The sequence below is a fragment of the Naasia sp. SYSU D00948 genome, assembly GCF_017916515.1.
In the GTDB taxonomy this organism is placed as follows: domain Bacteria; phylum Actinomycetota; class Actinomycetes; order Actinomycetales; family Microbacteriaceae; genus Naasia.
Genome location: NZ_JAFMTA010000001.1, coordinates 798910 through 812551, shown reverse-complemented (window position 1 = coordinate 812551; position 13642 = coordinate 798910). Strand labels below are relative to the sequence as shown.

Sequence of the window (13642 nt, the reverse complement as noted above, 5' to 3'; positions counted from 1 at the left end):
TGGTGGCGTGGCCCTCGGACCTTTCGACTGGATCGCTTCCATCTCGACAGTCGCTGCGGCGGCTATCGGCTCCTATGTGAGCGGACGGTGGGGGCAGAAGGTGCGCGATCGAACGGAGACAGCCGCGAGGCGGCGAGAATGCGCCGACAACTGCCTCGAGCCATTGCTTCAGCTCCGCGACCTGCTTCGCGGGTCAGCTGATGAGGTGTCGCAGTCACGGTGGGCAACCTCGATCGCAACGTGTACGAAACTCTGGATGACTCGCTGTATGTGATGCCTCCTGGTCTCCGTCGTTCGAGTCGAGAGGTTCGCTCGGCCCTAGGGGAGGCGCTCGGAGGCATCGCGATGCTTCAGAGCGAGCCGGAACTGCGCGAGTGGCCCGTGGAGACACGGGATGAGCGCTGGAATCGATACGCATGGGAGTACCTCGACGTCGTCATCAACCGGCTTCGCCAATGGCGGGACGCCTCTCCTCAGTTGGCTTCTCGCGTGAGCCTGCCCTCGTTCGACGACTGGCTCAACCTGACAGGGCGGTACAGGGCAGATGGAGCGCTGCCTTCCTAGGCCTTCGTCGTGACTTTGGCCGGGACGTCCTGATCCTGCTACCCAATGAAGGGATGCACTAACGGGCTCCGGACGAACCACACTGGAATCGCGTCTATCCATCGTTTCTGGTGGCTCCTGAGCAAGCCGGCCCCTGGGACGCCCCCGTCCGGGCGCCGGTAGAGAAGACGCGCGCCGCAGATCCCTGGTGCCTCTAGCCTCGCGACATGGACACCGACACGTCAGCGCCGTCATAGCAGGCGAGGGGGGACCCAAGGCATGCTCGGCTCGTCCCACACGCCGTCGGTGCAGGTTTCAGTGGGCTTCCGATGGCGACACATCGGTCAGGTTGAGCTTGACTTCAGGGGCGTACCGAAATTTCCGGCGCTCCCGAGGGACCCGGGCCTGTACTTGTATGACTTCGGTCTGGACCAGGAGGGGCGCTGGCTGCGCTACATCGGCGAATCCAAGGACCTCGCGGCCCGAGCTCGGCAGTACCGACAGGCGAGCGCAGATGGCCCTAGGCCGGCCCGCACCGCGCGGCGCATGCACAGGACGCTTTGGAGCACCTCAGTGGCGGCGGCGAGATCACGTTCTCCATAGCTACCGAGGTGCTGCTAGACGGGGAGCCGCTCTCGCTCCGGCGAAGTCCGCTCGGCTGCTGGCGGAGAGCGCGGCCGTGGTTTTGGCCCAGGGAGACGAAGCCGTCACGCTGCTCAACAGGCACGAAGAGTTGATCGCTGGCGCAGCGAGTCCGGAGTGAGCATGTCGGCGGTCAGGGACAGACTGACCCCTTCATTCGACAGATCGTCCCGAGTGGCTGGCCCGCGGCCGACTGAACGAGAACACTCGCGTCTCCGAGACTCGCAGTCCGCACACGACCAGTGCATGCAGGGGTACCGCACCGCCTACCGGAAGGGGCGGGCAGCCGAGCGCGAGCGCGCCTTCAATATCGGGCGCCCGAACCCGACTGACCTCAGCCCAAGTACAGCTGCGTTCGCTCGTTTGGGCATCGTTTTGCGTTCGTGGTGCGCTCCGAGCGCCACGCGCGCCAGGGGGACGTTGGACGTCGATTGGCGAGAAGGCCGTGGAGGCCTTTAGCGCCGCTCGCGTCGGTCTCACCTCCGCGATCCCTTCCGCATCGTGTCCTCGCCTCCCGAAGACCGCGAAGTAGGACGGTGGCGATGCCGTCGTTCACGTCCGAGGCGGTGCGGTGCCGAGTGGTTCGACTCTGGGAGCAACGCACGCCGCCCTGCTGGTCTGCAGCCGCTCGGGCACCTCGCTGACGACGAACACCGTACCCCGGCAACTGCGGCCGGTCATGACCTGGCGGACATCGAAGGACGTCGAACTCGTCACTTCGTAGGACGGAAGACCCATCTGCCTACTACCAGGTCCGTCATGCTTTTCGCAGAAGGAGCAGCGCTTCTCCTTTCACGGGTCCTAGGGGAAGGACGTGACGAGTCGAAGACTCCCTGCTTAGAGGTGATGTTGCAGTGCTTCGACTACATCTAGTGGCGGGAAAGGCCGTGGGTGCTGACGCAACGGTTCGGGGGTTCGGTTAGGAGGCGAGCTGATGTTTTGGTACGTCGACAAGGTCTACCACAACCTTGATGGCCAGCCATTAACGGGAGGCCAGCTCGCGCAGGTGGCGGACCTGCAGCGCTTCCTCGCCGGGGCCGATGGTCTTGCCTGGCCGAGTGCCGCGGGTTTCCACCAGCGGGTGATCGCCGCGTGGTCGCAGAAGGAGGAACGTCGTCGGTTTTGGGAGTGGTATGAGGCAAGCAACGATGTGATCGCCGCCGGGCGGGCAGGAGCTGATCCGACCTTGGCGCGGCTACGGGTACGGGCAATGCTCGAGAATCCTGTGCGCCATCAAACGGACATCTTCGCCGCGGCGTTCATAGAGGACTGTCAGGAGGTACTCGCTAAAGGTGACTTGGCGTTGACGACCTATGCCGCTGCAACCTTCTGCGCTCGTACGATCCAAGTGGCGCGGGAGCTTACGCGTGGCAACAATCGGTGGTCGGCGTGGGAGCACCTGCCCACGCGCAAGGACCTGGACGCCGCCATAGGCGTCCTGACTGAATTATGGAGTGAGCTACGCGAGCAAGAGTATGTGACTGCGTCACCCATTTGGGACAACGCGCTCTATGACAGATCACAGTCCTGGTGGGAAGATTACATGAGGGTCTTCTGGCATTTTCCACCGGGGCTGGCAATAGCTGAGCGGGTCGTCCCGGGCTTTCGCGCCATTAGAGAGCGGCGGGAGGAGCGCGAAATAGACCGCACTCAGGCGTCCTCCAGTTCAACATTCGCCGACTCTGCTATTCACCAGATGGTGAGTAATTCCCAACGACTCATCGATGCGCGGAGATTCGACACCCGTACTATCTATGGGCATCCCGGCATGACAACGTACTGACGCAGCCCTCGCCCGGACTTCGTGTGTTCATCCGGCCCCCATTTCCTGCTGTCCCGAGGTCAGAGGGCAGGTGTCGGCAGGATCGGCGAACGACCTGATCCTATGCGCGAAGGCCCGCACCGGTTCGAGGGTCTTGAGGAGGGCATCCGAGATGAGCGCGAGTTGGATACGGCCATGGCGTGGACCCGGGTGAGCGTCTGGCTCGACGAGCAAATAGTCGCGATCGACGAGGTCGTTGAGCGCCTGCGCGAACGCGGCATGCGTGTCGACCGGGTGCTGAGAAGCGTGGGCATAGTGACCGGGTCGGCGCAGGAGGTCGGCGCGCTGAATGCGGTGCCCGGCGTCATGTCGGTCGACCTCGACCAGGCGATCGAAATCGGCCCGCCGGGCGAGGAGATCCAGTAGCGTCAACCCGCGGGATCGAGTCAACGACTACGGTCATCGTCATCGCTCCGGCAAGGGCGGTTCTTGACACGCGAACCCTTCGAGACGTCACCGTCCTGCCCATCGTTTGTAAGTGTCCGCACCCCGATTATCGATCGGCCGGCAACGCGCACCGGATGCACGGGGCCTGGGCAATCAGTGCAGGCCCCGAAGCTGCGCCCTAACCCATCCGATCTCGATGGGGTCCTTGCCTTCGGTCTCCAGATACGCCCGCAGGAGGCTCAGCTCGTCCGCCCGACGCAGCAACTCCATCTTGTCCGGGTCCTCGGCAACCGCGGCGATTGATGGGCTCCACAAGTCCCAGGTTGTGTCAGTGATGAAGCCGCTCTTGCGCTGGTCGAGTTCGTCCTCGCACAAACGCAACTCGTCGTACATGTCCTTCGCGGTGGGCATCTTCCTCAGGCGTCCGTCGACGACGCCAACCTCGATCCGGTCCTGTATTGCCCAGTAGCGGTCGACGTACCACTGCTCCGCGTCACGTAGCCGTTGCTTACGCGCCTGCATGAAGGGAACGAGCGCCAGCACGATTGCCGCGCCGCCCAGCGCGGTCGCCGCGTTCGCGAGATTGGGCAACCACTCGACCACGAATGCTGTCGAGAAATCCATGTAAGGGGCCGCTCCAACTTGCCGGGATCGCGTTCGCCCCTGGTTAGCTCTGACGCGTGCCGGCCACAGCGAGACGTTGCATCGAACGCTAACGCTCGTCGCGTTGTCGTCCCTGTGCCCCGCCGAGTGTCTCGGCTTCTCGTGCCTCCTGCGGGCAGTGAGGACAACTGTAAGACGACGGTAGTTGATATCCGGAGTCTCGCCCCTGAGGCTGACCACATGGGGAAAGCGAGCCGAATCAGGCGTGAGCGAGCTACTGATGCGTCTGTGACGCATGAACCGCAACACCCGCGGAACTGGCCAGACGGTCACGTTCGAGTAGATCTCGCGGGTGACGACCAGGCCGAGTGCTTTGTGGTCACAGTTCACGACGTGCGCCATCAGCTGCACTCGGCGACCGCTCAGGCGCTGAACGAGCGCCTGACCCGCCGCACCCTGCGGTGATCCAGCAGACTGCGCTCCAGTTCGAAACGGGCACAGGCGTGGGGGGTTCGCGACAGACCGGAGACGAGGGCTCAAGCGCACAACGATGACGCGCCCCAGCGCGTCACGGCCACCATCGTTACTGCGAACCTGCGACGGGGTGGCTCACGATCGGTTGCACCGCGCGCATTGCCATGAAGCATGCCATGGCGCCCGAATGGTCCGGGTCCGCCCGTCTACCCCAGGCGGCATCACCACTCAGGTAGGGAGCCGGTCCAGGGATGCCCAAGGGGGAGGCCAACTTCCGGGCGAGAAGCTTGCTTCCGCATTCGCGGAGGCAATAGCACGGGAACGGCCGTGGTGGGCTCGTGCAGCAGATCCCAGCGGTTTTCATAGCGAAGGAACGCCTCGATGAACACGCGGGCACGTCCGACCCCGGCGTTGCGCCGACCGGCGGGTACCCCGGGCTCTGTCAGCCAGTGCATGTGAGCGATCCACGCCGCCGCGGCCACGTGGTTACGTGGAATCACGAACGATCGCGGCGGTTCGGTGACCTCGTGAGGGACGGCGACGAGAACAAACCACTCGCGGTCGTGTAGCTCGACTTGTTGCGCTTTCTCGCCGAGCGGCCACGATGTGCGGGGTCCAGTCCCGTTAACCGTCTTCACCTGCACCTCGATCTGCTTCCGATCGAGCATTGTGTTGACGGCGAGAATGTCCGTTCTTTCCAAGCCGTCCCGGGTCAGGGCAGGCGCCCAACCGAGCCGAGCGAGTTGGGCCGCGACCCAGTGCTCTCCGACGGTCTTCGTCATCTTGGTGTCCGCCATGCTCTAGATCATCGCGGCCAACGTGCGCGTTAGGGGGAACAAGACGGCGACTGCGTAGGGCGAGCGCCCCCAGTCCTCCAAAGGTGACTTGCGTGCCGGTTTGCTTCATCGCCACCCTCCTTTGGCCAAATTCGGATACCTGCGGGTGAGCGCCGGAGCCCAGGACCTGCAACTGCAACACGACGCCCTCGATGCAGCAGGAGTGCTCAAGCGCAACAGGTACATCGACCATGGGGTGAGCGGAGCAAAGACCACACGGCCCGGGCTCGATGCTCTCCTCGCCGATGCCGTGAAGGCGACACCGTGTTGACGTACGCCCTCGGCCGCAACGCCGCAAATGTGTTGACGCTCCTTGAGCAGCTCGGCGAGCGCTCGACCAACGTCGTCAGGATCCGAGGCGGCCTCGCCTCCTCGACGACCCAAGGGCAGATCATGATGAAGCTGCTGTCCGTTGTCGCGGAGCTGGAACGTAGCTTCATCCGCGAGCGGACAAGCGCCTCGCCTCGCGGCCGCGAAGACGCAAGGGCGAGTGGGCGGGGGCCCGAGGGTGCTCGATACCAAGCGCTCGAAGCAGGCTCAAGCGCTGCGATCAGCGGGACAGTCCCCGCAGGACATAGCGAGTCTCCTCGGCTGATCCGTGTCGACGGTCCACCGGATCGACCACCCGTCGCCGCCGGTGGCGCGGGCGAGACGTAAGCGGGCCATACATCGATCGTTATCGGCGCGAAGCTACGCCGGCGCGAGTCGTTCCTGCTCGTGCAGGGGACGAGTGCTCGCAGGCTCGGGTGTGTCAGGTGGAGTGCAGTCAGCTCACGTCGGCGGTGGCCATTTATTGGTCATTTATTCGACCGCGACGGGCCGAAATGGCCCCACATCCGGCTAGGCTTGGCGAGCACGAAACAGGAACCGGTTCCGAAGAAGACCGGGTCAGGCGAGGCTTTCCGAGACGCAAACCGGTCGTGGATATGTCCGCCAATCGGCCAAATCCCGTCCGGGCGGTTACGGGTTCAAGTCCTGTAGTCGCTCAGAAACTCCCGGCCGGCGAAAAACGAAGGCGCTGTGGTCTCGTTCGGTCAGGTGCTCTCCCGCCGCACGACCCGTGCGGCGAAAGCCGGATCCGCGTCCGGAAGGGGGAGGCCTTCGGCGGCGTGCAGCGCGATGGCGGCGAGCTGACGCCCGAAACCGGCGTCGTCGAGGTGCACGCTCGTGAGGCTCGGGACGAACATGCCTGCGAGCGGGCTGTCGTCGTGGCCGATGATCGCCAGCTCCGACGGCACGGACACTCCTGAACGGATGGCGGCGCCGGCGACCATGGCGGCGACGTCGTCGTTGTAGGCGACGACGGCGGTGACCTCGTCCGCACGCCACGTCGCCACTGCCCCTGCGGCGGCGGACGTATCTCCGATACCGACCGCCAATTCGGCGACCTCGGGAAGCCCCTTTCGTGCCGCCTCCGCCCGGACGGCGGCCGATCGGGCCTCGACGAGCTTGGAGAGGCGCGGGTCAGAAGACGCCGCGAAGCCCAGCCTGCGGTGCCCCAGCTCGACCAGATGCTGCACCTGGAGCGACGGGCCGACGGTGACGCTCGCGCCTTGCTCCCAGCTGGGCGGCACGTCTGGGGACGGCAGGATGTGGGGCACACCGCTCGCGCGCATGGATTCGACGTCCGCCGCGGCGAAGGGAAGCATCCCCATCACGACGTCGGGGTTGAGCGTCTCCCACAGCGGGCGGGTCCGAGAGGAGTCGTGACGCGTGTACGTGACGAGCGAATAGCCGGCTTCCTCGAGGGCGAGGGACGCCTCCTCGATGTTGCGGCCCATGCTGTACTCGATCGGCCAGTCCGGCAGAACGAGGAGGACGACCCGGCTGCGTCCGCGAGCGAGCGCCTGCGCCGCGGTATGAGGCCGGTACCCCAGACGCTCCGCCTCAGCGAGGACTCGGGACCGGGTGCCCTCCGAGATCGTCTGGCCCGGGGTGTTGTTGAGGACGAAGCCCACGGTCGCGCGCGAGACGCCGAGCGACTTGGCGATGTCCGCCGCGGTGACGCGACGCGAAAAGGTGCCGCTCGCCACTCCGCACCCCCTCTTGCTTGCGCGTGCTAGTTCCTCACGCTAGCATCGCCGACATTGCTAGCACGCGCTAGTCCATTCCCCCGACAACGGAGTCCCGATGAGTTCGCGCAACGAGCGCCACGAGATCACGCCACCTCCCACTGCCTTCCCCATCGCGAGCTCGTCGACGGAGGTGCAGGAGGAAGAGCTGGAGGCCGCCGCGCATCTCGGCGGCGCGGACCTGCCCAAGGTGGGTGCTCGCTACATCTGGCTGATGGTGCTCGCCCAGTTCGGCGTGTTCGTCGCCTTCATCACGCCGCTCGCGATCTCGCTGGCCATCCGGGTCCGGCAGCTCGAGCCCGGGCACGATGAGTACCTCGGCTACATCACCGGCGCCGGGGCGCTCGTGGTGATGCTGACGTCCCCGTTCCTCGGCACTCTCAGCGACCGCACGCGGACCCGCCTGGGGCGTCGCCGCCCGTGGATGATCGGCGGCACGGTCCTCGGCGTGATCTCGCTGTTCGTGATGGCCCTCGCCCCGAACATCGCCCTCGTCGGACTCGGCTGGATCCTGGCTCAGCTCGGCTGGGGCCAGGTCCTCAGCAACCTGCAGATCTCGACAGCTGACCGGCTGCCCGAGTCGCAGCGCGGCAAGGTCGCCGGCCTCACCGGCTTCGCCACCCAGATCGCGCCAGTGTTCGGCGTGATCATCGCCGGCTCGTTCACGTCGTCGAACCTTCTGCTGTTCCTCGTGCCGGGTGTCGTCGGCGTCATCCTCGTCGCCCTGTTCGTGCTGCTCGTGCACGAGGACGACAGCCGCAGCCGCGTGTTCGACCAGGCCCTCACCGCGAAGGCCCTGGTGACGAAGTACCTCTACAACCCGCGTCGCTACCCGGACTTCTCCTGGAACTGGCTCGGCCGATTCCTCTTCTACTTCGGCCTCACCCTGAACACGACCTTCACCGCGTTCTTCTTCGCCCAGCGCCTGGGCATCAAGGTCGAGGAGGTCGCGGGCCTCATCGCGATCCTCGGCGGCATGGGCGTGCTCGCCACCACGGCGGGCGCTATCGGAGGCGGATTCCTCTCCGACAAGCTGCGCCGCCGTCGCTCCTTCGTCCTCGCCTCCGGCATCATCTTCGGCGCTGGAGCGGTGCTGATGGCACTCGCGCCGGACGTGCCGCTGCTGTTCGCCGGCTCCCTGATCTGCTCGGTCGGCATCGGCGCCTTTGCGGCGGTCGACCAGGCGCTCCTCCTCGATGTGCTTCCGGAGCGGACCACCGACGCAGGACGCTTCATGGGGATCACCGGATTCGCCACCTCCATTCCTCAGGCGTTCGGGCCGTTCATCGCCCCGCTGTTCCTCGCGATCGGCGCCTCGGGCGCGGAGAAGAACTACACCCTGCTCTACGTCGTCGCCGCGGGGTGCACCGTCCTCGGTGGACTGGTCGTCCTGCGCATCAAGTCGGTGCGGTGACCTCTGGGGGCGCCGCTCGCCGGCGCCCCCGGATCCCGCCTCCCCTCCCCGGCGCGAGCAGTCGCGCGTCCCGCCAATTCCTGCTCGCTCGTCACGAAAGGAACCTGCGCCATGGCCTCCTCCTGGCACGCCTCATTCGTCAGCGCCGGCTCTCCCGCCGGTCCCGGTGACCCTGCCTCGTACTTCCGGCGCGACTTCGCAGTCGCCGACGGGCTTCGACGTGCGACCCTCCTCGTCACCGCGCTCGGCATCGTCGAGCCCTACCTCAATGGCGTCCGCGTCGGCGACGAGGTGCTCGCTCCGGGCTGGACCTCCTACCGGCACCGCCTCAACGTCAGCACCTACGACGTGACCGACCTGCTCACCACCGGCGAGAACGCGGTCGGCGCGATCGTCGGCGAGGGCTGGGCCGTCGGGCGGCTGAGCTGGGAGGACCGGCGGAACCACTACACCGACCGGCCGGCGCTGTTCGTCCAGCTCGAGCTCGACTACGGCGACCGGACCGAGGTGATCGGCACCGACCCGCAGTTCCGGGTCAGGACCGGGGCGGTGCAGGCGAACGGGATCTACGACGGCGAGACCTACGACGCGCCCCTCGAGCCCGAGGGCTGGAGCAGCGCCGGCTTCGACGACAGCGACTGGGCGCCCGCCCAGCCCTTCGCGTGGAACCTCGACGCCCTGCAGGTCGGGATCACTCCGCCGATCCGGCGCATCGAGGAGCTCGCCCCCGTCGCGATCCTGAGCAGCCCGAGCGGGAAGACGATCGTCGACATCGGCCAGAACATCTCGGGCTGGCTCCGGATCACGGTGTCGGGCGAGGCAGGACAGACGATCACCCTCCGGCACGCGGAGGCACTCACTCCCGAGGGAGAGCTCGAGCCCGAGAGCAACCGGCGGGCCGAGGCGACGGACCGGTACACGCTGCGGGGCGGGGGAGAGGAGACCTGGGAGCCGCGCTTCACCTTCCACGGATTCCGCTACGTCGAGGTCGACGGGTGGCCGGGCGAGCTCACAGCGGACGGCATCCGCGCGGTCGTCGTGCACAGCGAGATGACCCGCACGGGCTGGTTCGAGACTTCGGACCCGCTCGTCACGAAGCTGCACTCGAATGCTGTCTGGTCGATGCGGGACAACTTCGTCGGCGTCCCGACCGACTGCCCGCAGCGCGACGAGCGCATGGGCTGGACCGGCGACATCAACGCCTTCGCGCCCACGGCGACCTTCCTCTACGACGTCCGCGGCGTCCTCGGCTCGTGGCTCGAGGACCTGGCGGTCGAGCAGACGGAGAAGGGATACGTGCCCTGGGTGGTCCCCGACATCCTGTCGACGCCGTCCTCGCCCACCGCACTGTGGAGCGACGTGGCCGTCAGCCTGCCCTGGGTGATGTACCAGGAGTACGGCGACCTGGACATCCTCCGCCGCAGCTACGACTCGATGGCGGCGTTCATCCGCCAGGTCGAGGGCCTTCTCGACGAGACGGGTCTGTGGAGCAGCGGCTTCCAGTACGGCGACTGGCTCGACCCGGATGCGCCGGCGGACAACCCGGCGGGCGGCAAGACCGACCGGCACCTCGTCGCCTCTGCCTACCTCTGCAAGACGACGCGGGAGATGGCGGAGACCGCCGCCCTGCTCGGCAAGACCGAGGACGCCGCGCACTTCGCTGCGCTCGCCGACCGCGTCCGCCGCGCCTTCCGCCGCGAGTACATCACCGAGTCCGGCCGCGTCGTGAACGAGTCGGCGACCGCCTACGCCCTCGCGATCGCCTTCGGCATCCTCGACGAGGACCAGAAGAGGAAGGCCGGCGACCGTCTCGCCGAGCTCGTCGCCAAGGCGGGCTACAAGATCTCGACCGGGTTCGCGGGCACGCCGCTCGTGACCGACGCGCTCAGCAGCACGGGACACCTCGACGAGGCCTACCTGCTGCTGATGGAGAAGGAGTGCCCCTCCTTCCTCTACCCGGTGACCATGGGCGCGACGACGATCTGGGAGCGCTGGGACTCCGTCCTGCCCGACGGCACCCTCAACGTCACGGGCATGACCTCCCTCAACCACTACGCGCTCGGAGCTGTCGCCGACTGGCTGCACCGCGTGGTGGGTGGACTGCAGCGGATCGAGCCCGGCTACCGGCGGATCCGGATCGCACCGCAGCCCGGCGGCGGCCTCACCTCCGCGCACGTCGCCCACGACACGGTGCACGGCCGGGCAGAGGTCAGCTGGCGGATCGAGGACGGCGAGATGCTCCTCGACGTCATGATCCCCGAGGGCGCCTCCGCGGAGGTCGTGCTCCCGCTGCACCCGGACGCCGCGGTGGAGGAGGCCACGCCGGGCTCGCACTCCTGGCGATACGCGCTGCCCGAGGTGCCCGACCGGCCCGAGTACTCGATGGACACCCCGTTGAAGACGCTGGCCGACGACCCGCAGGTCTGGCGAGCCATCACCGATGTGTTCCAGTCCCACTTCCCGGGCATCCCGCTCGACGGCAAGGCGCCCGAGGCGGCCGCGATGTCCCTCAATGTCGTGCTCCAGTACATCCCGGGGGCGCCCCCGACCCTCGCGGACGAGTTCCGCCTCGCCCTCGAAGGAGCCCGCTGATGCCCGACCTGACCGCGCTCACCCTCGAGGAGAAGGCCTCGCTCCTGTCGGGAGCCAGCTTCTGGGTCACCAAGCCGATCGACGAGGCCGGCATCCCCGCGATGACCCTCACCGACGGACCGCATGGCGTGCGCCTCCAGAGCGGAGACGCCGACCACCTCGGCATCCACGCGAGTGTCCCGGCCACCTGCTTCCCACCGGCGGTGGCCGTCGGCTCCTCCTGGGACCCCGAGGTGGCGGAGAAGGTCGGCGCCGCGGTGGGCGCCGAGGCCCGCGCCCTCGGCGTGACGGTGCTCCTCGGCCCCGGCATCAACATCAAGCGCTCGCCGCTGTGCGGCCGCAACTTCGAGTACTACTCGGAGGACCCGCTGCTCTCCGGCGTGCTGGGCGCCGCCCACGTGCGCGGCCAGCAGGGCGCTGGCGTCGGCGCGTCGGTGAAGCACTTCGCGGCGAACAACCAGGAGAGCGATCGGATGCGCGTCAGCGCGGACGTCGACGAGCGGACGCTGCGTGAGATCTACCTCCCGGCCTTCGAGCGCGTGGTCACCGAGGCTCGGCCCGCCACGGTGATGTGCTCCTACAACAAGATCAACGACGTCTACTCGTCGGAGAACCGGTGGCTGCTCACCGACCTGCTGCGCGGCGAGTGGGGGTTCGAGGGGGCCGTCGTCTCCGACTGGGGAGCCGTGAGCGACCGGGTCGCCGCGCTCGCCGCCGGTCTCGACCTCGAGATGCCGGGCACCGGCGGCCGCACCGACCAGGAGATCGTCGAGGCCGTCCGATCCGGGCAGCTCCCCGAGTCCGTGGTCGACGACGCCGTCCGTCGCGTCGTCGCGCTCGCCGACCACGTGCCGGCGGAAGCCGGTGCCTCCGACGTCGATGCGCATCACGAGCTCGCCCGCACGCTGGCGACCGAGAGCGCCGTGCTGCTGAAGAACGACGGTGCCGTACTCCCGCTCGACGGCGTGCAGACCATCGCCGTGATCGGCGAGTTCGCGGAGAATCCGCGCATCCAGGGCGGCGGAAGCTCGCACATCAACGCCACCCGCACCGACGCCGCTCTCGACGCGATGCGCGCCCTCGCCGAGGAGCGGGGACAACGCATCGAGTACGCGCCCGGCTTCGCCATCGACGGATCCGGCGACGCCGACCAGCTGCGCGCCGCCGGGGTGCAGGTGGCCGGCTCGGCCGATGTGACGGTCATCTTCGCGGGGCTGGGGGAGAAGGAGGAGTCGGAGGGCTTCGACCGAGTGACCCTCGATCTCCCGGCCGCGCAGGTCGAGCTCATCCGCGCGGTCGCGGCGGTCGCACCGAAGACCGTCGTCGTGCTCAGCAACGGCGGCGTCGTCTCGCTCGAGGGCTGGCACGACGAGGTCGACGCGATCCTCGAGGGCTTCCTCCTCGGCCAGGCGGGAGGCAGCGCGATCGCCGACCTCCTCTTCGGCGTTGCGAACCCGTCCGGACACCTCGCCGAGACGATCCCGCTGCGTCTGCAGGACACCCCGAGCTACCTCAACTTCCCGGGCGAGCAGGGGCACGTCCGGTACGGCGAGGGTGTCATGGTCGGCTACCGGCACTACGAGACCGTCGATGCCCGGGTGCGCTACCCATTCGGGCACGGCCTCAGCTACACGTCGTTCGTCACGAGCGACCTTTCCGTCGAGGTGACCGGAGACGACACCGCGACAGTGACCGTGACCGTGACGAACACCGGGACGCGGGCCGGCAAGCACGTCATCCAGGTCTACGTGGCCTCCCAGGCGGGACCGGTGCGGCGACCCGCACGGGAGCTCCGCGCCTTCCGCAAGCTCGAGCTCGAGCCGGGCGAGAGCTGCACGGCGACTCTCCAGCTGGATCGTCGCGGCTTCGCGTACTGGGACGTCGAGCTCGGCGGCTGGATCGTCGCACCCGGCGAGTACCGCATCCAGGTCGCGAAGGACGCCGCAACCGTCCTCGCCGAGCAGTCCGTGACCCTGACCGGCGACGTGATCGTGCCCGTGCTCTCCTTCGCCTCCACGGTGGGCGAGTGGTTCGCTCACCCGATCGCCGGTCCCGCCCTCATGCAGGGCATGACCGCCGCGATGACGGAGGAGCAGAAGGAGCAGGCCGCGGAGCAGCAGGAACAGCTGCGCATGGTCGAGTCCATGCCGATGAAGCAGTTCATGGGCTTCCTCGGCGGGGCGATCCCGGTCGAGGCGCTCGAGCAGCTCATCGAGGCGAGCAAGGCCGCGCAGACGGCCTGACGGACGGGAACAGC

8 protein-coding genes and 1 pseudogene are annotated in these 13642 nt (G+C 67.4%); 6 read left to right on the top strand and 3 right to left on the bottom strand.

The annotated features are described in order from the left end of the window. Nucleotides 1–2119 precede the first annotated feature (2119 nt). Both J3P30_RS03785 and J3P30_RS03780 read left to right on the top strand, forming a co-directional pair. Nucleotides 2120–2968 (top strand): hypothetical protein, encoded by an 849-nt coding sequence (locus J3P30_RS03785; protein WP_210479598.1) that lies wholly within the window; start codon nucleotides 2120–2122, stop codon nucleotides 2966–2968. Nucleotides 2969–3070: 102 nt separating this feature from the next. Beyond that, the gene (locus tag J3P30_RS03780; RefSeq protein ID WP_210479597.1) at nucleotides 3071–3373 is read left to right on the top strand and encodes a hypothetical protein; all 303 of its coding nucleotides are present in this window, start codon (nucleotides 3071–3073) and stop codon (nucleotides 3371–3373) included. 174 nt (nucleotides 3374–3547) lie between these two features. On the opposite strand, the gene J3P30_RS03775 is transcribed toward J3P30_RS03780, so the two are convergent. Both J3P30_RS03775 and J3P30_RS03770 read right to left on the bottom strand, forming a co-directional pair. Beyond that, nucleotides 3548–4018 (bottom strand): hypothetical protein, encoded by a 471-nt coding sequence (locus tag J3P30_RS03775; RefSeq protein ID WP_210479596.1) that lies wholly within the window; start codon nucleotides 4016–4018, stop codon nucleotides 3548–3550. A 674-nt stretch (nucleotides 4019–4692) separates the two neighbouring features. After that, complete coding sequence (locus tag J3P30_RS03770) at nucleotides 4693–5268, bottom strand: hypothetical protein (protein WP_210479595.1); 576 nt, start codon at nucleotides 5266–5268, stop codon at nucleotides 4693–4695. Between the two features lie 88 nt (nucleotides 5269–5356). On the opposite strand from J3P30_RS03770, the pseudogene J3P30_RS15685 reads away from it, so the two are divergent. Further along, nucleotides 5357–5964, top strand: a pseudogene (locus J3P30_RS15685) (recombinase family protein). Nucleotides 5965–6341: 377 nt separating this feature from the next. Here the strand turns inward: J3P30_RS15685 and J3P30_RS15510 are convergent. Continuing rightward, nucleotides 6342–7340, bottom strand: a complete 999-nt coding sequence (locus tag J3P30_RS15510; protein WP_210479593.1) for a LacI family DNA-binding transcriptional regulator — start codon at nucleotides 7338–7340, stop codon at nucleotides 6342–6344. Between the two features lie 97 nt (nucleotides 7341–7437). On the opposite strand from J3P30_RS15510, the gene J3P30_RS03755 reads away from it, so the two are divergent. The 3 genes from J3P30_RS03755 (at nucleotide 7438) to J3P30_RS03745 (ending at nucleotide 13628) form a co-directional block, all read left to right on the top strand. Beyond that, a complete protein-coding gene (locus J3P30_RS03755; protein WP_210479592.1) occupies nucleotides 7438–8793 on the top strand; it encodes an MFS transporter in 1356 nt (451 codons plus the stop codon). A gap of 111 nt (nucleotides 8794–8904) precedes the next feature. Then, nucleotides 8905–11385 carry a glycoside hydrolase family 78 protein gene (locus J3P30_RS03750; protein WP_210479591.1) on the top strand — a complete coding sequence of 827 codons (2481 nt, stop codon included), beginning with the start codon at nucleotides 8905–8907 and terminating at the stop codon, nucleotides 11383–11385. Continuing rightward, nucleotides 11385–13628 (top strand): glycoside hydrolase family 3 C-terminal domain-containing protein, encoded by a 2244-nt coding sequence (locus J3P30_RS03745; protein WP_210479590.1) that lies wholly within the window; start codon nucleotides 11385–11387, stop codon nucleotides 13626–13628. The genes J3P30_RS03750 and J3P30_RS03745 overlap by 1 nt, the downstream gene beginning before the upstream one ends. The last annotated feature ends 14 nt before the right edge of the window (nucleotides 13629–13642 follow it).